This window comes from Blastococcus sp. SYSU DS1024, assembly GCF_054050795.1.
Map to the genome: position 1 here is coordinate 41,222 of NZ_JBJHAA010000003.1, position 20,508 is coordinate 61,729.

Consider the following 20,508-nt stretch of genomic DNA (forward strand, 5'->3'; position numbering starts at 1 on the left):
GCCGGTGGCCGGGCCACCTCGCGCGGTCGCCGCGGTGCGGCACGCGGTCCGGGCCAGGCTGCGCGCCGGCGCGGGGCCCGTGCTCGCCGCCTGCAGCGGGGGAGCGGACTCGCTGGCCCTGGCCGCCGCGCTCGCCTTCGAGGCGCGGCCCGCCGGCGTGCGCGTCGGCGGGGTCATCGTCGACCACGGTCTGCAGCCCGGTTCGGCCGCGCACGCGGAGAGCACGGCGGCGGTGCTGCGGCAGCTGGGCCTGGACCCGGTGCTCGTGCTGACCGTCCGGGTGGGGGCCGACGGCGGCCCGGAGGCGGCGGCCCGCACCGCCCGCTACGCCGCGCTGGCCGCCGCGGCGCGGGAGCGCGGCGCCCGCATCGCGCTCGGGCACACGCTGGACGACCAGGCGGAGACGGTCCTGCTCGGCCTGGGCCGCGGCTCGGGTCCCCGGTCGGTCGCGGGCATGGTGCCCGAGCGGGTCGCCGACGGCGTCTCCTGGTGGCGGCCGCTGCTGGGCGTCCGCCGGGAGACCACCCGGCGGGCCTGCGCGGACCAGGGGCTGCCCGTGTGGGACGACCCGTGGAACACCGATCCCGCCTACACCCGGGTGCGGCTGCGCACCGAGGCGCTGCCGCTGCTGGAGGAGGTCCTCGGTGGCGGGGTGGCCCCGGCGCTGGCGCGCACCGCGGAGCTGCTGCGCGAGGACCTCGACGCGCTCGACGACCTGGCGGCCGCCGAGCTCGCACGGCTGGCCGCGGAGTCCGGCGACGGCGGCCTGCCCGCCCGGCCGCTGGAACCGCTGCCGCCCGCACTCCGCCGACGGGTCCTCCGCGGGTGGTTGCGCGGTGCCGGGGTCCCCGACCTGCAGGCGGTCCACCTGCGCGCGGTCGAGAACCTGGTCACCGGCTGGCGGGGGCAGGGCGTGGTCGACCTACCCGGCGGCGCGGGCGTGGTCCGGGCGTCTGGCACTCTGGTGCTGCTGCCGCCGGAGGGTCGGCGCGGCACCCCCGGAACCGCACCCCACGAGGAGCACACTCCGTGACGGAGCCTGCCAGCACGCCCGGCGCACTCGGTCCCGACCACGGCTACGGCCCGGACATCGACCACGTCCTGCTCAGCGAGGAGCAGATCCGCGACAAGATCGCCGAGCTCGCCGCGGCGATCGCCGCCGACTACGCGGGCCGGGAGGTCCTGCTCGTCGGCGTGCTCAAGGGGGCGGTGCTGTTCATGAGCGACTTCGCCCGCGCGCTGCAGCTGCCCACCCAGATGGAGTTCATGGCGGTCTCCTCCTACGGGTCCGCCACCAGCTCCTCGGGTGTCGTCCGCATCCTCAAGGACCTCGACCGGGACATCACCGGCAAGCACGTCCTCGTGCTCGAGGACATCATCGACTCCGGGCTGACGCTGTCCTGGCTGCTCAAGAACCTCGGCGGCCGGAACCCCGCGTCGCTGGAGGTCTGCACGCTGCTCCGCAAGCCCGACGCGGTGCAGGTGGAGGTGCCGGTGAAGTACGTCGGCTTCGACATCCCGAACGAGTTCGTCGTCGGCTACGGCCTGGACTACGCCGAGCGGTACCGCGACCTGCCCTACATCGGCACGCTCAAGCCCGAGGTCTACGCCTGACGCCGTCCTCCGGACGACACCGCGGGCGGGTGCCGTACCCCTGCTGAGCGGAGCCCTCCGCCGCCGCCGGAGAGGACCCTCCGGGCCCGTCACCGGCGCGGCTCCCGCCGCGCGGGGGGACTCGCCCGGGTGGGGGAGGTTCCCAGCTCGCACGCAGGAGTCGCCCAGGTACACCGGTGTACCGTCGATCCCGACGACGCTGCACCGAGCGCCGGGGTCCGTACCCGGGCCGTTGGCGGCGTCCCCGGGACGATCAGGAGGGTCGACGGGCGAGCCGGTACACCGGCGCCCGGCATCGGTGTATGGAACGTAAGAAGATCTTCCGCTCCGTGTGGTTCTGGGTGGTCCTGGTCATCCTGCTGGCCCTGACCGTCTCGTCGCTGTTCAGCGGCGAGGGCAACCGGCAGGAGATCACCACCTCGACGGCCCTCGAGCAGATCGAGAACGGCAACGTCGAGTCGGCGACGCTCAACACCAAGGAGCAGACGCTCGACCTGGAGCTGACCGACGAGGTCGAGGGCAGCACCGAGGTCACCACCTCCTACCCGGTGGCGGTCGAGGGCGACATCGTCGACCTCCTGCGCGCGCAGGAGGGGGAGACGGCCGAGTTCGACACCAACGTCACCCAGGACAGCCTCCTGGTGAGCCTGCTGGTCAGCTTCCTGCCGTTCCTGATCCTGCTCCTGCTGCTGTTCTGGCTGTTCAACTCGATGCAGGGCGGCGGCCGGGGCGTCATGGCCTTCGGCAAGTCCAAGGCCAAGCAGATCACCAAAGACATGCCGAAGACGACGTTCGCCGACGTCGCCGGCGCCGACGAGGCGATCGAGGAGTTGCACGAGATCAAGGACTTCCTGGCCAACCCGGTGAAGTTCCAGGCCGTCGGCGCGAAGATCCCCAAGGGCGTGCTGCTGTTCGGCCCGCCCGGCACCGGCAAGACCCTGCTCGCCCGCGCGGTCGCCGGCGAGGCGGGCGTGCCGTTCTTCTCCATCTCCGGGTCGGACTTCGTCGAGATGTTCGTCGGTGTCGGCGCGAGCCGGGTCCGCGACCTCTTCACCCAGGCCAAGGAGAACTCCCCGGCGATCATCTTCGTCGACGAGATCGACGCCGTCGGGCGGCAGCGTGGCGCCGGCATGGGCGGCGGGCACGACGAGCGCGAGCAGACGCTCAACCAGATGCTCGTCGAGATGGACGGCTTCGACGTCAAGGGCGGGGTCATCCTGATCGCCGCGACCAACCGGCCCGACGTCCTGGACCCCGCGCTGCTCCGCCCGGGTCGCTTCGACCGGCAGATCGCCGTCGACCGCCCCGACCTCGAGGGCCGCAAGAAGATCCTCGAGGTGCACGCCAAGGGCAAGCCGCTCGCGCCCGACGTCGACCTGGAGACCGTGGCCCGCCGCACGCCGGGCTTCACCGGTGCCGACCTCGCCAACGTGCTCAACGAGGGCGCGCTGCTCACCGCCCGCAACAACGGCTCGCTGATCACCGACGCCACCCTCGAGGAGGCGATCGATCGCGTCATCGCCGGCCCCGAGCGCAAGACGCGGGCGATGAGCGAGAAGGAGAAGAAGGTCACCGCCTACCACGAGGGCGGGCACGCCCTGGTGGCGCACGCGCTGCCCAACCTGGACCCGGTGCACAAGGTGACGATCCTGCCGCGCGGCCGCTCGCTGGGGCACACCCTCGTGCTGCCGACCGAGGACAAGTACACCCAGACCCGGTCGGAGATGATCGACACCCTCGCCTACGCCCTCGGCGGGCGGGCGGCCGAGGAGCTCGTGTTCCACGAGCCGACCACGGGGGCCGGCAACGACATCGAGAAGGCCACCTCGATGGCCCGGGCGATGGTGACGCAGTACGGCATGAGCGCCAAGCTGGGCGCGGTGAAGTACGGCAGCAGCGACTCCGAGCCGTTCCTCGGCCGGGACATGGGCTCCCGTCCCGACTACTCCGAGGCCGTCGCCGCCGACATCGACGCGGAGGTCCGCGCGCTCATCGAGGCCGCGCACGACGAGGCGTGGGAGATCCTGGTGGAGTACCGGGAGGTCCTCGACCAGCTCGTGCTGGAGCTGATCGAGAAGGAGACGCTCTCCAAGGACGACATGGCGCGCATCTGCGCACCGGTCGCCAAGCGACCGTCCCTGGCCCCGTACAACGGCTTCGGCAAGCGCACCCCGTCGAACCGGCCGCCGGTGCTCACGCCGGCGGAGCGGGCCGGCCAGAACGGGTCGGGTGACACCAGCCCGGTCGGCGACGTCGGGGCCCCGGTCCAGCGATGAGCCGGGACCACCGATGAGCGAGATCCCGGCCGAACCCGCCGACCAGCTGCTGGCCCCGGCGCCCGGGGTCGACCAGGAGCGGGCCGCGGCGGCGGTCCGGGAACTGCTGCTCGCCATCGGCGAGGACCCCGACCGGCCGGGCCTGCAGGACACCCCGGCGCGCGTCGCACGGGCCTACGCGGAGACCTTCGCCGGCCTCGCGCAGGACCCGTACGACATCCTCGCGACGACGTTCGACGAGGACCACGACGAGCTGGTGCTGGTCAAGGACATCCCGATGTACTCGACCTGCGAGCACCACCTGGTGCCCTTCCACGGGGTCGCGCACGTCGCCTACATCCCGGGGGAGGACGGCCGGGTGACCGGGCTGTCCAAGCTGGCGCGGCTGGTCGAGGTCTACGCCCGCCGGCCGCAGGTGCAGGAGCGGATGACCCGGCAGATCGCCGACGCCCTCGACGACGCCCTCAAGCCGCGCGGCGTGCTGGTCGTCGTCCAGGCCGAGCACCTGTGCATGGCGATGCGCGGCGTCCGCAAGCCCGGGTCCTCCACGGTCACCTCCGCGGTCCGCGGCATCTTCCGCGAGAACGCGGCCACCCGCAGCGAGGCCATGGCCCTCGTGCTCGGCCGGTGAGCGAGGCGCGTCGATGAGCCCGGTCGCGCTGCCCCGTCCAGGTCACTGCCTGGTGATGGGCGTCCTGAACGTCACGCCCGACTCGTTCTCCGACGGCGGCTGCTTCGCCGACCCCGCCACCGCGATCGCGCACGGGCTGGCCATGCACGCCGCCGGCGCCGACTACGTCGACGTCGGCGGGGAGTCGACCCGGCCGGGAGCCGACCGGGTGGACGCGGGGGAGGAGTGCCGCCGCGTGCTCCCGGTGATCCGGGAGCTCACCGCCGCGGGCGTGCGCACCAGCGTCGACACCACCCGCGCCGAGGTGGCGGAGGCGGCGCTGCACGCCGGTGCGGTGCTGGTCAACGACGTCAGCGGCGGGCTGGCCGACAAGAACATGGCCGACCTGGTGGCCGGGGCGGGCGTCCCCTGGGTGCTCATGCACTGGCGCGGGCACAGCCGGGAGATGTACGCCGCGGCGCAGTACGGCGACGTCGTCACCGAGGTCTGCGCCGAGCTCACCGCCCGGGTGGAGGACGTCGTCGCCGCCGGGGTGCGCCCCGACCAGCTGGTGCTCGACCCCGGCCTGGGCTTCGCCAAGCGCGCCGAGCACAACTGGGCGCTGCTGGCCGGGCTCGACCGGCTCGTGGCCGTGGGGCTGCCCCTGCTCGTGGGCGCCTCGCGCAAGACCTTCCTCGGCCGGCTGCTCGCCGACGCCGACGGCGTGCCCCGCCCGGCCGAGGAGCGCGACGCCGCCACCCTGGCCACCACGGTGCTCGCCGCGGAGGCCGGCGCCTGGGGCGTGCGCGTCCACGACGCCGCGGCGTCGGTGGATGCCGTCCGCACCGTGGCCGCTGTCCGCGCGGCGGGAGGAGGCGGCCGTGGCCCGCACGCCTGACCGGATCGCCGTGCGCGGCATCCGCGCCCACGCCCACCACGGCGTCTACTCCTTCGAGCGCGAACGCGGTCAGCTGTTCCTCGTCGACGCCGTGCTGGAGCTGGACACCTCGGCCGCGGCCGCCGGCGACGACCTCGAGCGCACCGTCAACTACGCCGACCTCGCCCAGCAGCTGCAGCGCGTGCTGGTGGGGGAGCCGGTGAACCTGCTGGAGACCCTGGCGCAGCGGCTGGCCGACGTCTGCCTGGCCGACGAGCTCGTCGAGGCCGTGGAGATCACGGTGCACAAGCCGGAGGCCGAGCTGGGGGTGCCGTTCGACGACGTCGAGGTCACCATCCGGCGGGAGCGCGCATGAGCCGCGCCGTCCTCTCGCTGGGCGCCAACCTCGGCGACCGCGCCGGCGCGCTGCGCACCGCGCTCACCGCGTTGAAGGACGACGGGGTGCTGGTCGCCCGCTCCACGCTGTACGAGACCCCGCCGTGGGGGCCGGTCGAGCAGCCGCCGTACCTCAACGCGATCGCCGTCGTCCGCGGCGAGCGGGACGCCCGGGGCTGGCTGACGCGCGCCCAGGAGCTGGAGGAGGCCGCCGGCCGCACCCGCGAGGTGCGCTGGGGCGCCCGCACCCTCGACGTCGACGTGGTGACCGTGTCCGGGGACGACGGCGCCCCCGTGTTCTCCGAGGACCCCGCGCTGACCCTGCCGCACCCGCGGGCGCACGAGCGGGCGTTCGTGCTGGTGCCCTGGCTGACCCTCGACCCGACCGCCGTGCTCCCGGGCCGCGGCCGGGTCGCCGACCTGGTGGCCACGCTCGACCCCGCCGACGTGGCGGCGGTCGTGCGCTGGGACCACCTGCACTGAGGGCATCGTGACCCCCGTCCGCCGCCGCGACCTCGTCGTCCTCGCCCTCGGGCTCACCGTGGCCGCGTGGCTGCTCGTGCGCGCCTGGTACGGCGACCTGCCGCCGCTGCGCTGGTGGTTGCCGGCGCCGCTGGCCGTGCTGGCCGTCGCGGAGGCCCTGGGGGCGTGGGTCCTGCGCACCCGGCTGCGCGCGCTGCGCGAGGCGCGCTCCGGCCGGGGCCCGACCGGGCGCGACGCCGCGACCGTCCGCCCGGCCGAGCCGATGCTCATCGCCCGGCTGGCCGTGCTCGCCCAGGCCAGCGCCTACGTGGGCGCCGTCTTCACCGGCGTCTGGCTCGGGGTGCTCGCCTACACCGGCCCCGCGGTGGGCCGGCTGCAGTACGCCGGCAGCGACACGGTCACCGCGCTGCTCGGCCTCGTCACGTCCCTCGCGCTGGTCGCTGCGGCGCTGTGGCTGGAGTCGGTGTGCCGCGTCCCCCCGGGCTCCGCCGACGACGAGCCGGCTCCCGGGGTCTCGGCCTAGCTCGCCGCCGGTCCCGCGTCGCGCAAGAACGGTCAAGCACCGCCGCCGGTCGGGCCAGCACCCTGTACGCATGACGGGACGCGACCGCCTCCGCGAACTCCTCGACGCCGTGCTGGACGAGGAGAACCACACGCTCGCCGAGATGGCCGGCGACGCCTACGCCTCCCCGTTCCACTTCAGCCGGGTGCTCGCCCGGGAGGCCGGCGAGGCGCCGGTGGCGATGCGGCGCCGGGTGATGCTCGAGCGCGCCGCGTGGCAGCTGCGGCAGGGCAGCAGCGTCACCGACGCCGCCTGGGCGGCCGGCTACGAGTCGGTGGAGGGCTTCAGCCGGGCCTTCACCCGGGCCTACGGCCGGCCGCCCAGCGCGGTCGACGCCGGGTCCGGCCACTGGTTGCCGGCGCCGAACGGCATCCACTTCCACCCGCCCACGTCCCTGTGGGTGCAGAGCGCGGAGCACGCGATGAACCCGCTCACCGAGCAGCTGGTCGCGCACGGCCTCGACGACACCCGCCACCTGATCGAGGTGGCGAAGGGGCTGACCGACGAGGAGTTCCGCGCTCCGCGGCTGCCCGGCCTGGTCGTGCAGCCGTGGGACGGCCCGGAGGAGTCGGTGCAGGCGGTGCTGACGCACCTGGTCTACACGGTGGAGGTCTGGCTGGCGTCGATCGAGGGGCGCGACCTGCGCGACCAGGCCACCGACGCGGACCCTGTCACGTTGCTGGAGCGGCACGACGCCGTGGCTCCCCGGTGGCTTGCGGCGGTCCGCGACGTCGATCGCCGGGGCGGCTGGGACGACCGGCTGATCGACGCGCTGTGCGAGCCGCCGGAGAGCTTCGTCCTCAGCAGCGTCGTGGCCCACGTGCTCACCTACTCCGCGCACCGCCGGCAGCTCGTCCGGCACCTGCTGCGCGCCGCCGGGCAGGAGATCGACACCGGCGACCCCATCGACTGGCTCCGCGCCCGCCGCGGCGAGACCCCTGGAGGAATGCCGTGCTGACCTACTACACCGCCACCACCCTCGACGGGTTCCTGGCCGACCTGGCCGACTCCCTCGACTGGCTGCTCCGCCAGCCGCACGACGAAGCCGGCCCCTTCGGCATGGACGACTTCATGGCGGGCATCGGCGCGCTGGTCATGGGGTCGACCACGTACGAGTGGGTGCTGGACCACGAAGCCGGCAAGCCGTGGCCCTACGAGCTGCCGACGTGGGTGATGACCACCCGCGACCTGGCGCCGGTCGAGGGCGGCGATCTCCGCTTCGCCTCGGGCGACGTGCGGCCGGTGCACGAGGCGATGACCGCCGCCGCGGGCGGGAAGGGCCTCTGGCTCGTCGGCGGGGGCGACCTGGCCGGTCAGTTCGCCGAGGCCGGGTTGCTGGACGAGGTCGTGGTGTCGATCGCGCCGGTGACCCTCGGCGCGGGCCGGCCGCTGCTGCCGCGACGGCTGGACCTCGAGCTGGTCGAGGCCGCGGTCAACGGGGCGTTCGTCAGCGCGCGGTACCGGGTGGCCGGCCCGCTGCTGGAGGACCGGCGCCCCTAGGTCGACGCGGCACCGGCCGTCTCCGGGACCCGCCCCTCCACCGAGCGGCGCAGCGCCGAGTGCAGCGACTCCGGCGTGAGGACGCCGAGGAACTGGTCGCCGTCGAGCACCGCCACCCACCCCGCCTCGTGCTGCAGCATCGTGGCGAACGCCGTCTTCAGCGACGCCTCGCGGGGCACCCAGGCCTCCATGCGCCGGGCCGCGGCTCCGACGGTCCCGCTGCCCGTGGCGCGGTCCGGCGACAGCCAGCCGTGCAGGTGCTCGGCGTCGTCGAGCACCACGGCCCAGCGCGCGCCGGAGCGCTGCAGCGCCGACCTGGCGTCGGCCAGACCGTCCTCGACGTGCAGCACCGGCGGCTGCTCCAAATCGACCGGGTCGATGCCGGTGACGGCGAGCCGTTTGAGGCCCCGGTCGGCGCCGACGAAGTCGGCCACGAACTCGTTCGCCGGCCGGCCCAGCAGGTCGGCGGGGGTGGCGAACTGCTCGACCCGGCCGCCCTCGCTCATGATCGCGATGCGGTCACCGATCCGCACGGCCTCCTCGATGTCGTGGGTGACGAAGACGATCGTCTTGCGCACCGCGGCCTGCAGCCGCAGGAACTCCGCCTGCAGCCGCTCGCGCACCACGGGGTCGACGGCGGAGAACGGCTCGTCCATGAGCAGCACCGGCGGATCGGCGGCCAGCGCCCGGGCCACCCCGGCGCGCTGGCGCTGCCCGCCGGAGAGCTGGGCGGGGTAGCGGTCGCCGTGCACCGCCGGATCGAGGCCGACGGTCCCGAGCAGCTCGTCGACCCGGGCCCGGATCTCCTCCTTGCCCCAGCCGAGCAGGCGGGGGACCGTGCCGACGTTCGCGCGGATCGTCTGGTGCGGGAAGAGCCCGACGCTCTGGATGACGTAGCCGATGCGGCGGCGCAGCTCCACCGGATCGGCGCGGGTGACGTCGTCGCCGCCGATCACGATGCGGCCGGTGGTGGGTTCGATGATCCGGTTGATCATCTTCATCGTGGTCGTCTTGCCGCAGCCGGACGGGCCGACCAGCACGGTCAGCTCGCCCGCGGCGAAGGTCAGATCCAGCTCGGCCACGCCCACGGTGCCGTCCTCGTAGACCTTGCTCACACCCTCCAGCCGGATCTCCGCCGCGTCACCGGACGCGTTCGCGATCGGGCGAGTGTGCGCAGTAGCGTCCACGGCGTGGTCCTCCTGGGGTGCGCCCGGTGCTGAGCGCGGAAGCGGGGACGTCCGCGGTCCTGGCCGTGGACGCGGCGCCGAATCCCTGGTTCGACGCAAGCTATGTGGTGGCGAACTGGGACACCATTCTGCGGTACCTGGGCGAGCACGTCAGGCTCACCGTCGCCGCCGTCGTCATCGGGGCGCTCGTCGCCCTCCCGCTGGCCCTGCTCGCCCGCCGCGTCCGGTGGCTGGCCGGCCCGGTGCTCGGCTTCTCCTCGATCGTCTACACGATCCCGTCGCTGGCGATGTTCGCCCTGATCTTCCCGTTCACCGGGCTGACGGCGACGACGGTGCTCATCGGGCTGGTCGTCTACTCGCTGGTGATCCTGGTGCGCAACTTCCTGACCGGCCTGCAGGGCGTGCCGGCGGAGGTGCGGGAGGCCGCCCAGGGCATGGGCTACGGCCGGTTCCGGCTGTTCTGGCAGATCGACCTGCCGCTGGCGCTGCCGGCGTTCATGGCCGGGCTGCGGATCGCCACCGTCTCCACCGTCGCGCTCACCACGGTGGGCGTGCTGGTCGGGCACGGCGGGCTGGGGCAGCTGATCTTCGGCGGCTTCAACGCCAACTTCTACCGGGCCGAGATCGTCACCGGTGCGGTCGGCTGCGTGCTGCTCGCGCTGCTGGCCGACCTGCTGCTCGCCGGCGCGGAGCGGCTGCTCACCCCGTGGGCGAGGGCGCGGTCGTGACCGGCTTCGGCGACGCGATCGTCTACCTCAACGACCCGTTCAACTGGACCCGCCCCGGCGGCCTGCTGGACCTGCTCGTGGAGCACCTGGCCGTCTCCGCGACCGCCGTCCTCGCCGCCCTGCTCCTCGCGCTCCCGCTGGGCATCGCCCTGGGCACCAGCGGGCGCGGCGGGGGAGCGGTGGTCGTCCTGTCGAACGTGAGCCGGGCGGTGCCGACGCTCGCGCTGCTCACCCTGTTCGCGGTCAGCCCGATCGGCTTCGGCAACCGGGCCACGACCATCGCCCTGGCCGTGTTCGCCTTCCCGCCGATCCTCACCAACACCTACGTCGGCTTCCGGGGTGTGGACGGCGACGTCCGCGAGGCCGCCGGCGCCATGGGCATGACCCGGGGCCAGGTGCTGCGCCGGGTCGACCTGCCGCTGGCGCTGCCCCTGGTCATGACCGGGGTGCGCACCGCCGCCGTGCAGGTGGTGGCGACCGCCGGGCTCGCCGCGCTCGTCGGCGGGGGTGGCCTGGGTCGGGTGGTCAACCTCGGGTTCGGCCAGCAGGACTACGGGCTGATCATCGCCGGTGCGATCCTCATCGCGGCGCTGGCGCTGCTCACCGAGCTGGTGCTGGTGGTGCTCTCCTGGGTGGCGCGGCCCGGCCCGAAGCGGTTGCCGATCGTGAGCCGCCGACGGCGGACCGTGCGTGGCGAGCCGGAGCTGACCGCGACCGGCGTCCCCCAGTGATCACACGTCGGTAACAGATCCCCGGCTGCCCGATACCCGATTGCGTGGTGCACAACAGGACGGTTCGATGGTGGCCGCGGGAGTCCTCCCGCCAGACACGCGTGCCGACCGGCACGGGACACAGAAGGCGGGCCTCCGACCATGCGCGCACGACTCCGTTCCATCGCTCCACTCGCCCTCGCGGTCGCGCTGACCGCGGCGTGCGGCGAGTCGGGGTCCTCCGGCACCGGCGGCGGGGGTGACACCGGCGGCGGCCAGGCCTCCGGCGACGCCTGCGCCCCGGTCGCCGGCGACCAGCTCGTGGTCCTCGAGGACGACCAGGACCTGCAGAACGCCGACAACATCATCCCGGCGGTCAACGCGGAGGCCGCGGAGGCGAACCCGGCGCTGCTGCCCGCGCTGGACGCCGTGTCGGCGGAGCTCACCACCGACGAGCTCATCGAGATGAACGCCGCGGTCGACGTCGAGCGGCAGAGCGCCGAGGACGTCGCCGCCGCCTGGGTCGAGGAGAACGTCGACACCGCGGCCCTCGAGCAGGGCAGCGGCCCGATCGTCGTGGGCGCCGCCAACTTCACCGAGTCGACGATCCTGGCGACCATCTACGCCGACGTCCTCGACGCGGCCGGGTTCGACGCCTCCGTCCGTGAGGCCGGCAACCGGGAGCTGTACCTGCAGGCGCTGCGCAACGGGGAGATCCAGGTCTTTCCCGAGTACCTGGCCACGGTCACCGAGTACCTCGAGGGCGACGAGGCCACGCAGGTCGCCAGCGGCGACGTCGAGGAGACCGTCGCCGCACTCGAGCCGCTGGCCGCCGAGGCCGGGCTGGTCTTCGGCGAGCCGGCGGAAGCCGCCGACCAGAACGCCTTCGCCGTCACCCAGGCCTTCGCCGACGAGCTGGGGGTCAGCACCCTCTCCGAGCTCGCGGAGGCGTGCGACGACGGCTCGCTCGTCCTCGGCGGGCCGACCGAGTGCCCGACCCGGCCGTTCTGCCAGCCGGGCCTGGAGGAGACCTACGGCCTGGAGTTCGACAGCTTCCGCGAGCTGGACACCGGCGGCCCGCTGACCAAGGCCGCCCTCCAGCAGGGCGAGATCTCCCTCGGCCTGGTCTTCAGCTCCGACGGCGCCCTCGCCCAGGGCTGATCGACCGTCCTGGCTCACCACCAGGGGTCCTGGCTCACCCTCGACCGTGAGCCAGGACCCCTGGTGATCAGTAGAAGGGCCGCCCTTCCCCCCACGCCTCGCACGCTCGGCGCGGGACCCAGAAGGGCGGCCGTTCCAGCACCTCAGTACCAGCCGCCGGGGGGTAGCTGCTCCCCGGCGGCGACCGGCACGGGCACCCGGTTGCCCTCCGGCGCCAGCGGGCACGACCAGCGCGGGTCGTAGGCGCAGGACGGGTGGTAGGCGAAGTTGAGGTCCACCACCAGCCGCTCGCCGTCACCCCCCAGGTCGGCGCCCTTCACCGTGTCCAGCAGGTAGCGGCCCCCGCCGTAGGTGGCGTCGCCGGCGCTGCCGTCGCGCAGCGGCAGGAACACCCCGCCGCCGTAGAGCGCCACCCACCAGACGTCGAGCCGGCCGACGGCGGGCAGCGTGACCGCGCCGATCCGCTCCAGCGGCACCACGCCGTCGGCGGCCGTCGGCACCTCCAGGCGCCCGGGCTCCGCCGGCTCCAGCGCCGGCTCGAACCGCAGCGCCGGGTCGTACGGGGCGACCGGCAGACCGCGGAAGGCCGCCCGCGCGGCCGGGTGCAGCGGCGACTGCGGGTGGCCGGCGAACAGGTCGTCGCGGCCGTCCCGCCAGCGCCGCCACCCCCGCTCGGGATCGGCGTCGTCCCGGACGGCGGCGTGCAGCGCGGCCACCCGGCGGCGCCAGTCGAGCAGGGAGAGGGTCACCTCCGCACTGTTGCACGTGTGGCCACTGTGGGCACGGGTGTGGATGCTCCCCGTGAGCGCCACTCGTCGCTACGCTGGAGCCATGCCCCGCCGCGAGGACGACGACGTCGACCGCGGCCCTGCTCCCACCGGCTCCAGCGTGCTGCTGCAGGCCGGCGGTTTCCTGCTCGCCGTCGGCGCCACGCTGGCCGTGCTCCTTACCGACAACGCCCAGCTGCTGCGGGTGGCGGTCGTCGCCGTGGCCTGGGCGTTCGTGCTCGCCACCTTCGCCGCCGGCCGGCGCGGCACCGACCGGGTGCGCGCGGCGGCCCGCGAGGCCGACCTGCGCCGCACCTACGAGCGGGAGCTGGAGCGGGAGGTCGCCGCCCGCCACGAGTACGAGCTGGGGCTCGAGAACGAGCTGCGCCGCGAGACCGAGGACGCGATGCGCGACGAGCTCGACGCGCTGCGCGGTGAGATCGCCTCCCTGACCGGTCTCCGCGACGAGGTCGCCCGGGTGGCCGGGATGCGGGGGGAGCTCGCCGCGCTCGGCGAGCTGCGCGACGTGCCCACCCGCGTGGCCGCGCTCCGCGACGACGTCGCCGCGCTGACCGGCCTGCGCACCGAGCTCGGGCAGCTGGCGGCGCTGCGGGAGGACATGGGGCGGTTGCGCGCCGAGCTCGCCGAGCAGCTGTCCAGCGAGATGCTCGTCGAGCGGATCGTCATGCGCACCCAGGCCAGCCGGGTGGACGGGCCGGCCCGCGCCCTCGACGGCGGCGCGGCGTGGAGCGACGACGCGCCACCGCGCGAGCTGACCGGGGGGTGGCCGGCCATCCGGCTGGACGAGCCGCGCCCCACGCAGCAGTTCGAGCAGGTGCGCACCAGCACCAGCACGTGGTCCTCGGCCCCGCCACCGGCCCCGGCCCTCCCCGTGACGCCGCCGGTCCGCCCCGCCGCGTCCGCTCCGCCGGTCCCGCCGCCGCTGCGTCCCCCGGTCCCGCCGGTGCCGGGCCGCCCGGCCGCACCGGTGCCCTCGGGTCTCGGCCGGCACGAGCGCGCCGCGGCGCACGAGGACGACCCCTACCTCGGGTCGGGTCCGTCGCGGCCCGTCGCCGAGCGACCGGCCCCGCCGGTCACCGTCGCCTCGCCGGTGGTCACCCCCTCGGCCACGCTGCCCCCGGCCGACCCGCCGCCGTCCCCGCTGGAGTGGCTGGCCGCCCGGTCCCTGCTGGACACGCCCGCCCCGCCCCGGGTCGACGACGCCCCGCGCCGCCGGCGCACCGACGAGGCGGCCGAGCCGGCGCTGCCCGCCGAGTTCACACCCACCACCGCGCACCCCGCGGTGACGCCGGAGTGGGCGGCGCAGCCGGACGAGGACCGGGCGGACACCTCCGACCGGCTGGCGCGGATCCTGGCCGAGAACGGCGTCAGCCCGGCGTCCGGGGGGCGCCGCCGGCGGCGGTACCGGGAGGACGGCGAGAACGACGACGTCCTGGCCCGGGTCCTCGGCCGCTGAGCCTCACCGCGGACCGCGGGAGAGCCCACCCCCGTCGAGCACCAGCGTCTGGCCGGTGACCCAGCCCGCGCCGTCGCCCAGCAGGTAGGCGGCGGCCTCGCCGACGTCCTCGGGCGTGCCCAGGCGCGCCATCGGGTAGACCGCCGCGGCCTCCGCCTCCCGGCCCTCGAACAGGGCTCCGGCGAAGCGGGTCTTCACCACGGCCGGGGCGACCGCGTTCACCCGGACCTTGGGGGCGAGCTCCACGGCCAGCTGGGTGGTCAGGTTGATCAGCGCCGCCTTGCTCACCCCGTACGCGCCGATCTCCTGGGACGAGCGCAGCCCCGCCACGGAGGCGACGAAGAGCACCGAGCCGCCGTGCTCGGACATCCACGCGCGCCAGGCCTCCTGCACCAGGCCGAGCGAGGCGACGACGTTGGTGTCCAGGATCTTCCGGCAGGCGTCGAGGTCCAGGTCCATCAGCGGCCCGTACGCCGGGTTGATGCCGACGTTGCCCACCAGCACGTCCAGGCTGCCGAACGTCTCGACCGCCGTGCGCACCGCGGTGGCCCGGTGCTCCGGGTCCCCGGCGTTGCCGGCGACCGCCACGGCCACCTCCGGCCCGCCCAGCGTCTCGACCGCCTCGGCCAGCGCGTCGGGCTTGCGGGCGGTGAGCACCACCTTCGCCCCGCGCTCGACCAGGCTCCGGGCGATGCCCAGGCCGATGCCCCGGCTGCCGCCGGTGACCAGTGCGGTCCGTCCCTCGAACGTGTGCACGCTGCCTCCCTCGCCGATGTGCCGGCCGTCACGGTAGGGCGGGGCCGGCACCGGGTCTCGGCCGGGGGCGCCGGGCCGACGTGAGCCAGCACACAGCAACGAGGCGTTGCGGCGGACGCGTGCGGGTCACAGACTCGCCATCGGTACGTCGCCCGCGTGACACATCCGGTTGCAGCGGGCGCCGGGCCGGAGCAGGACCCGAACGACCACCGCGATCCGTGTGGATCGCGCCCGACGTCCGGTACCCGTCAGGGACTGGAACGAGAGGTGCACCGATGCCTGCTCCCCGCAGGACCGTCCGTGCGTTGCTGGGCCCGGCCCGCACGCACGCCCGCCCGGCCGACGCGCCCGCCCGCCTCCGCGTGGGCGTCATCGGCGCCGGCCGCGTCGGCGCCGTCCTGGGCGCCGCGCTCGCCGCCGCCGGCCACGACGTCGTCGCCGCCTCCGGGCTGTCCGCCGCCTCGGCCGAGCGCGCTGCGCGGCTGCTGCCCGGCGTCCCCCTCCTCGCCGCCGACGCGGTGGTGGCCGCGGCCGACCTGGTCGTCCTCGCCGTCCCCGACGACACGCTGGCGGGCCTCGTCTCCGGGCTGGCCGAGACGGGGGCCTGGCGCGCGGGTCAGCTGGTGTTCCACACGTCCGGGGCGCACGGGCTGGCCGTGCTCGGCCCCGCCGAGCAGGCCGGGGTGCTCGCCCTGGCGCTGCACCCGGCGATGACCTTCTCCGGCGCCGCCGAGGACGCCGAGCGGCTCGATGGCGCCCCGTTCGGGGTGACCAGCCGCCCGGAGCACCGCCCCGTGGCCGAGACCCTGGTCCTGGAGATGGGCGGCGAGCCGTTCTTCGTCGCCGAGGCCGACCGCCCGCTGTACCACGCGGCGCTGGTCACCGGCGCGAACCACCTGGTCACCCTGGTGGCCGAGGCCGCCGACCTGCTGCGCACCGCCGGGGTGGCCGAACCCGGCCGCGTGCTGGCCCCCCTGCTCACCGCCGCGCTCGACAACGGCCTGCGCCGGGGTGACCGCGGGCTCACCGGACCGGTCAGCCGTGGCGACGCCGGCACCGTCGCGCGCCACCTGGCGACCCTCGCCGACCGAGCCCCGGGGGCGGTCGCCGCCTACGTCGCCATGGCGCAGCGCACCGCCGAGCGGACCCTGGCCGCCGGCCGGCTGAAGGACCACGAGGCCGCGCCGCTGCTCGACCTGCTCGCCGCCGCCCGCCACGGGACCCCCCTCCGGTGACCGTCGGCACCCGGCCCGCCGTCGCCGCCTCCGCCGCCCAGCTGCGCCGGCTGGTCGCCGCGCTGCCCGGCCCGGTCGCCCTGGTGCCCACCATGGGCGCCCTGCACGAGGGGCACCGCACGCTCGTCCGCGCCGCCCGGGAACGCGCCGGCAGCGTCGTCGTCTCGGTGTTCGTGAACCCGACGCAGTTCGGGCCGGGCGAGGACTTCGACCGCTACCCGCGCACCTGGGACGCCGACCTCGCCGCCCTGGCCGAGGAGGGCGCCGACGTCGTCTTCCACCCGCCGGTCGAGGAGGTCTACCCCGTCGGCGCGGTGGGGGTGACCGTCGACCCCGGCCCGCTGGGATCGGTCCTGGAGGGGGCGGTGCGCCCCGGGCACTTCGCCGGGGTGCTCACCGTCGTCGCCAAGCTGTTCGGCCTGGTGCGGCCCGACCTGGCCCTCTTCGGCGAGAAGGACTACCAGCAGCTGACGCTCATCCGCGCCATGGCCCGCGAGCTCGCGCTCGGCGTGGAGGTGGTCGGAGTCCCGACCGTGCGGGAGGACGACGGGCTGGCGCTCTCCAGCCGCAACCGCTTCCTCTCGCCGGAACAGCGGGCCCGGGCCGCGACGTTGCACCGGGCACTGCGCGCCGGTGCGGACGCCGGCCCGCGCGGCGCCGAGGCCGTCCTCGCCGCCGCCCGCGCCGTCCTGGCCGCGGCTCCGGAGCTGGTTCAGGACTACCTGGAACTCACCGATACCGACCTGGGGCCGGCGCCCGCCACCGGCCCGGCCCGCCTGCTCGTCGCCGTGCGCGCCGGCAGCACCCGACTCCTCGACAACGTCGCGATCCAGCTGGGAGAGACCCGATGATGCGCACGATGCTCAAGTCCAAGATCCACCGCGCCACCGTCACCCAGGCCGATCTGCACTACGTGGGCTCGGTGACCGTCGACGAGGACCTGCTGGACGCCGCCGACCTGCTGCCCGGCGAGCAGGTCGCGATCGTCGACATCACCAACGGCGCCCGGCTGGAGACCTACGTCATCCCCGGTGAGCGGGGCACCGGCGTGATCGGCATCAACGGTGCCGCCGCCCACCTCGTGCACCCCGGCGACATGGTCATCCTGATCAGCTACGGCGTCATGGACGAGACCGAGGCGAAGAGCTACATCCCCAAGGTGGTCCACGTCGACGGCGCCAACCGCGTCGTCGAGCTCGGCGGCGACCCGTCGGCCCCCGTGCCGGGCGCCGTCGACCAGCAGCGCAGCGACCTCGGCGTCCCGATCCGGTGACGCGGTGCTGCTGACCGTCGACGTCGGCAACAGCCAGACCGTCCTCGCCACCTTCGACGGCGAGCGGCGCGTCGGCTCCTGGCGCGTGACGACCGCACCCCGCGCCACCGCCGACGAGCTGCGCATGCTCTGGCGCGGTCTGCTGCGCGACACCGAGGTGACCGGCGTCGCCGCCTGCTCCACGGTGCCCGCGCTGCTGCCGGCGCTGCGCCAGCTGCTGGACTCCCTCGACGTGCCGGTGGTGCTCATCGGCCCCGGCGTGCGCACCGGCGTCCCGCTGCACGTCGACAACCCGCGCGAGGTGGGCGCCGACCGGGTGGTCACCGCCCTGGCCGCGCACGAGCTGTTCGGCCGGGCACCCGACGGCGGGACCCGTCCGGTGGTCGTCGTCGACTTCGGCACCTCCACCAACGTCGACGCCGTCGGCCCGGACGGGCAGTTCCTCGGGGGCGCTCTCGCGCCCGGGGTCGAGGTGAGCCGCGACGCGCTGGCCAGCCGGGCCGCCCAGCTGCGCTCGGTCGAGCTCTCCTGCCCGCCGCAGGCGATCGGGAAGAACACCGTCGCCGCCCTGCAGTCCGGGCTGGTGCTCGGGTTCGCCGGGCTCGTCGACGGGCTCGTCGGCCGGATCTCCGCGGAGCTCGTGGCGCAGTTCGGCACCGCGCCGGTCGTCGTCGCCACCGGCGGGCTGGCCCCGCTGCTCGTCGACAGCTGCCGCACCATCGGTGAACGCGAGCCGGACCTGACCGTGCACGGGCTGCGGCTGGCCTTCCAGCGGCAGCAGGCCGCCGAGCGGCGGGTGGCCGCCCCGTAGGCTGGGCTCCCGTGACGGACGTGGGACCGAACGGTACGGGCGCGGACGACGGCGGCGAGGAGCTGCCGGAGCAGATGCGGGTCCGCCGGGCCAAGCTCGACCGGCTGCGCGAGTCGGGGGTCGACCCCTACCCGGTGACCGTGCCCCGCACGACGACGCTCACCGCGGTCCGCGCCGCGCACCCCGAGCTGGAGCCGGACACGATGACCGGCGAGCGGGTCGGGGTCACCGGCCGGGTGATCTTCTTCCGCAACACCGGCAAGCTCTGCTTCGCCACGCTGCGCGAGGGCGACGCCGAGCTGCAGGTGATGCTCTCCCGTGACCGCGTCGGCGAGGAGGCGCTCGCCGCGTGGAAGTCCGACGTCGACCTCGGCGACCACGTCTTCGTGGCGGGTGAGGTCGGGACGTCGCGCCGCGGCGAGCTCTCCGTCTTCGCCGACTCCTGGCAGCTGACCGCCAAGGCCCTGCGCCCGCTGCCGGTGGCGCACAAGCCGATGAGCGAGGAGCTGCGGGTCCGCCGTCGCTACGTCGACCTGATCGTGCGCGACGAGGCCCGCCGTACCGTCCGCCAGCGCGCCACCGTCATGTCCACCCTGCGCGCGGGGCTCGGGCGGCGGGAGTTCATCGAGGTCGAGACGCCGATGCTGCAGACCGTGCACGGCGGTGCGGCGGCCCGGCCGTTCCGCACCCACATGAACGCATTCGACCTGGACCTCTACCTGCGCATCGCGCCGGAGCTGTTCCTCAAGCGGTGCATCGTCGGCGGCCTGGACCGCGTCTTCGAGATCAACCGCAACTTCCGCAACGAGGGCGCGGACAGCTCGCACTCCCCGGAGTTCGCGATGCTGGAGTTCTACGCGGCCTACCTCGACTACTCCGACATCGCGGTCATCACGCGGGAACTGATCCAGGAGAGCTGCGCCGCGCTGTTCGGTGACCACGTGGCGCGTCATCACGACGGCACGGAGCTGGATCTCTCCGGCGAGTGGCGGCAGGTGCGGCTGTTCGATCTGGTCAGCGAGGCGGTGGGGGAGACGGTCACCCCGCAGACGCCGATCGAGGAGCTGCGCGCCCTGGCCGAGCGGCACGAGGTCGGCGTCGACCCGGCCTGGATCCACGGCAAGCTGGTCGAGGAGATCTTCGAGGCGCTGGTGCAGCCGTCGCTGCAGGAGCCCACGTTCGTCATGGACTACCCGGTGGACACCTCGCCCCTGACCCGGGCGCACCGTACGGAGCCGGGCGTCGCGGAGAAGTGGGACCTCTACATCGGCGGTATCGAGCGGGGCACCGGGTACTCCGAGCTCGTCGACCCCGTCGTCCAGCGGGAGCGGTTCACCCAGCAGGCGCTGCTGGCGGCCGCCGGCGATCCCGAGGCGATGGTGCTCGACGAGGACTTTCTCGAGGCGCTGGAATACGGCATGCCGCCCACGGGTGGTGTCGGAATGGGTATGGATCGGCTGATGATGACGCTCACCGGCCTCGGGATCCGCGAGACGATCCTGTTCCCGTTGGTCCGGCCAATCAGTTCCTGATCGGGCCGTATCCCGATTTCTTCTCGTGCCGGGGGAATCGTACCCATTTCCGAATTCCGGGAGATCGTGCTGTAATGGACCTAGCACCCGTCGGGTGCTATTTCCGTCCGACCCCCGGGTCGCAGTGATTAGCGAGGTTCGAATGGCGCGTAAGGTCCAGGTCATCCTGAGCGACGACCTCGACGAGAATCTCCCGGCCGACGAAACCGTCAGTTTCGCGCTCGACGGCACGTCGTACGAGATCGACCTGGCGGAGAAGAACGCCCAGGAGATGCGCGACGCGTTCGCCCGGTACATCTCGGCGGCGCGCAAGGTCGGCCGCGGCACCCGCGCCTCCGGCGGTGGCCGGTCCCGCGCCACCGGTGGCGGTGGCCGCATGGACCGCGAGCAGGCCGGCGCCATCCGCGACTGGGCACGCAAGAACGGTCACGCCGTGAGCGACCGCGGCCGCATCCCGGCCAGCATCGTCGAGGCCTACGAGGCCGCGCACTGAAGCAGGGCACCAGCACTCCGACGTAGTCGGACCTCGACCCGCGTGGCGGGGGCGCGCAGC

23 protein-coding genes are annotated in these 20,508 nt (G+C 74.6%); 20 read left to right on the forward strand and 3 right to left on the reverse strand.

Going from position 1 to position 20,508, the window contains the following annotated elements:
- The first annotated feature begins 4 nt into the window (after positions 1 to 4).
- The 10 genes from tilS to ACI79S_RS03570 all read left to right on the forward strand — a co-directional run bounded on the left by tilS (position 5) and on the right by ACI79S_RS03570 (position 8,318).
- Positions 5 to 1,033, forward strand: coding sequence for a tRNA lysidine(34) synthetase TilS (tilS, locus tag ACI79S_RS03525; RefSeq protein ID WP_456592060.1), 1,029 nt, complete (start codon positions 5 to 7; stop codon positions 1,031 to 1,033).
- On the forward strand, positions 1,030 to 1,614 hold the full coding sequence (gene hpt / locus ACI79S_RS03530) for a hypoxanthine phosphoribosyltransferase (protein ID WP_456592061.1): 585 nt from the start codon (positions 1,030 to 1,032) through the stop codon (positions 1,612 to 1,614). Before tilS ends, hpt begins: the two co-directional genes overlap by 4 nt.
- A gap of 302 nt (positions 1,615 to 1,916) precedes the next feature.
- Positions 1,917 to 3,890, forward strand: a complete 1,974-nt coding sequence (ftsH, locus tag ACI79S_RS03535; protein WP_456592062.1) for an ATP-dependent zinc metalloprotease FtsH — start codon at positions 1,917 to 1,919, stop codon at positions 3,888 to 3,890.
- Between the two features lie 13 nt (positions 3,891 to 3,903).
- A complete protein-coding gene (folE, locus tag ACI79S_RS03540; protein ID WP_456592063.1) occupies positions 3,904 to 4,521 on the forward strand; it encodes a GTP cyclohydrolase I FolE in 618 nt (205 codons plus the stop codon).
- Between the two features lie 13 nt (positions 4,522 to 4,534).
- Positions 4,535 to 5,398, forward strand: coding sequence for a dihydropteroate synthase (folP, locus tag ACI79S_RS03545; RefSeq protein ID WP_456592064.1), 864 nt, complete (start codon positions 4,535 to 4,537; stop codon positions 5,396 to 5,398).
- On the forward strand, positions 5,382 to 5,753 hold the full coding sequence (gene folB, locus ACI79S_RS03550) for a dihydroneopterin aldolase (RefSeq protein WP_456592065.1): 372 nt from the start codon (positions 5,382 to 5,384) through the stop codon (positions 5,751 to 5,753). The genes folP and folB overlap by 17 nt, the downstream gene beginning before the upstream one ends.
- Positions 5,750 to 6,256, forward strand: coding sequence for a 2-amino-4-hydroxy-6-hydroxymethyldihydropteridine diphosphokinase (gene folK, locus ACI79S_RS03555; protein ID WP_456592066.1), 507 nt, complete (start codon positions 5,750 to 5,752; stop codon positions 6,254 to 6,256). Before folB ends, folK begins: the two co-directional genes overlap by 4 nt.
- Positions 6,257 to 6,263: 7 nt before the next feature.
- Complete coding sequence (locus ACI79S_RS03560; RefSeq protein ID WP_456592067.1) at positions 6,264 to 6,779, forward strand: DUF3180 domain-containing protein; 516 nt, start codon at positions 6,264 to 6,266, stop codon at positions 6,777 to 6,779.
- 70 nt (positions 6,780 to 6,849) lie between these two features.
- Complete coding sequence (locus ACI79S_RS03565; RefSeq protein ID WP_456592068.1) at positions 6,850 to 7,776, forward strand: DinB family protein; 927 nt, start codon at positions 6,850 to 6,852, stop codon at positions 7,774 to 7,776.
- The gene (locus tag ACI79S_RS03570) at positions 7,770 to 8,318 is read left to right on the forward strand and encodes a dihydrofolate reductase family protein (protein ID WP_456592069.1); all 549 of its coding nucleotides are present in this window, start codon (positions 7,770 to 7,772) and stop codon (positions 8,316 to 8,318) included. The genes ACI79S_RS03565 and ACI79S_RS03570 overlap by 7 nt, the downstream gene beginning before the upstream one ends.
- Here the strand turns inward: ACI79S_RS03570 and ACI79S_RS03575 are convergent.
- A complete protein-coding gene (locus tag ACI79S_RS03575; RefSeq protein ID WP_456592070.1) occupies positions 8,315 to 9,505 on the reverse strand; it encodes an ABC transporter ATP-binding protein in 1,191 nt (396 codons plus the stop codon). The genes ACI79S_RS03570 and ACI79S_RS03575 overlap by 4 nt on opposite strands.
- A 26-nt stretch (positions 9,506 to 9,531) precedes the next feature.
- Between ACI79S_RS03575 and ACI79S_RS03580 the strand changes: the two genes are divergently transcribed.
- The 3 genes from ACI79S_RS03580 (at position 9,532) to ACI79S_RS03590 (ending at position 12,104) form a co-directional block, all read left to right on the forward strand.
- Entirely contained in the window at positions 9,532 to 10,233 is a 702-nt protein-coding gene (locus ACI79S_RS03580) for an ABC transporter permease (protein WP_456592071.1), read from the forward strand.
- Positions 10,230 to 10,964, forward strand: a complete 735-nt coding sequence (locus tag ACI79S_RS03585) for an ABC transporter permease (protein WP_456592072.1) — start codon at positions 10,230 to 10,232, stop codon at positions 10,962 to 10,964. Before ACI79S_RS03580 ends, ACI79S_RS03585 begins: the two co-directional genes overlap by 4 nt.
- Positions 10,965 to 11,105: 141 nt before the next feature.
- Positions 11,106 to 12,104, forward strand: coding sequence for a glycine betaine ABC transporter substrate-binding protein (locus ACI79S_RS03590; protein WP_456592073.1), 999 nt, complete (start codon positions 11,106 to 11,108; stop codon positions 12,102 to 12,104).
- Between the two features lie 143 nt (positions 12,105 to 12,247).
- Here the strand turns inward: ACI79S_RS03590 and ACI79S_RS03595 are convergent, their stop codons facing one another.
- Positions 12,248 to 12,853, reverse strand: a complete 606-nt coding sequence (locus ACI79S_RS03595) for a DUF1684 domain-containing protein (RefSeq protein WP_456592074.1) — start codon at positions 12,851 to 12,853, stop codon at positions 12,248 to 12,250.
- Between the two features lie 82 nt (positions 12,854 to 12,935).
- Here ACI79S_RS03595 and ACI79S_RS03600 point away from each other — a divergent pair, with 82 nt between their 5' ends.
- Positions 12,936 to 14,348 carry a DUF6779 domain-containing protein gene (locus tag ACI79S_RS03600; protein ID WP_456592075.1) on the forward strand — a complete coding sequence of 471 codons (1,413 nt, stop codon included), beginning with the start codon at positions 12,936 to 12,938 and terminating at the stop codon, positions 14,346 to 14,348.
- A 3-nt stretch (positions 14,349 to 14,351) separates the two neighbouring features.
- Here the strand turns inward: ACI79S_RS03600 and ACI79S_RS03605 are convergent, their stop codons facing one another.
- A complete protein-coding gene (locus ACI79S_RS03605; RefSeq protein ID WP_456592076.1) occupies positions 14,352 to 15,104 on the reverse strand; it encodes an SDR family oxidoreductase in 753 nt (250 codons plus the stop codon).
- A 275-nt stretch (positions 15,105 to 15,379) separates the two neighbouring features.
- Between ACI79S_RS03605 and ACI79S_RS03610 the strand changes: the two genes are divergently transcribed.
- From ACI79S_RS03610 to ACI79S_RS03635, 6 genes are all read left to right on the forward strand, one after another.
- On the forward strand, positions 15,380 to 16,339 hold the full coding sequence (locus tag ACI79S_RS03610; protein WP_456592077.1) for a Rossmann-like and DUF2520 domain-containing protein: 960 nt from the start codon (positions 15,380 to 15,382) through the stop codon (positions 16,337 to 16,339).
- Positions 16,336 to 17,190 (forward strand): pantoate--beta-alanine ligase, encoded by an 855-nt coding sequence (gene panC / locus ACI79S_RS03615; RefSeq protein ID WP_456592078.1) that lies wholly within the window; start codon positions 16,336 to 16,338, stop codon positions 17,188 to 17,190. Before ACI79S_RS03610 ends, panC begins: the two co-directional genes overlap by 4 nt.
- Positions 17,187 to 17,612, forward strand: coding sequence for an aspartate 1-decarboxylase (gene panD, locus ACI79S_RS03620; RefSeq protein WP_456592079.1), 426 nt, complete (start codon positions 17,187 to 17,189; stop codon positions 17,610 to 17,612). Before panC ends, panD begins: the two co-directional genes overlap by 4 nt.
- A 4-nt stretch (positions 17,613 to 17,616) precedes the next feature.
- A complete protein-coding gene (locus ACI79S_RS03625) occupies positions 17,617 to 18,423 on the forward strand; it encodes a type III pantothenate kinase (protein WP_456592080.1) in 807 nt (268 codons plus the stop codon).
- A gap of 11 nt (positions 18,424 to 18,434) precedes the next feature.
- Entirely contained in the window at positions 18,435 to 19,955 is a 1,521-nt protein-coding gene (gene lysS / locus ACI79S_RS03630) for a lysine--tRNA ligase (RefSeq protein ID WP_456592081.1), read from the forward strand.
- A gap of 142 nt (positions 19,956 to 20,097) precedes the next feature.
- The gene (locus ACI79S_RS03635) at positions 20,098 to 20,448 is read left to right on the forward strand and encodes a histone-like nucleoid-structuring protein Lsr2 (protein WP_456592082.1); all 351 of its coding nucleotides are present in this window, start codon (positions 20,098 to 20,100) and stop codon (positions 20,446 to 20,448) included.
- Positions 20,449 to 20,508: the final 60 nt, after the last annotated feature.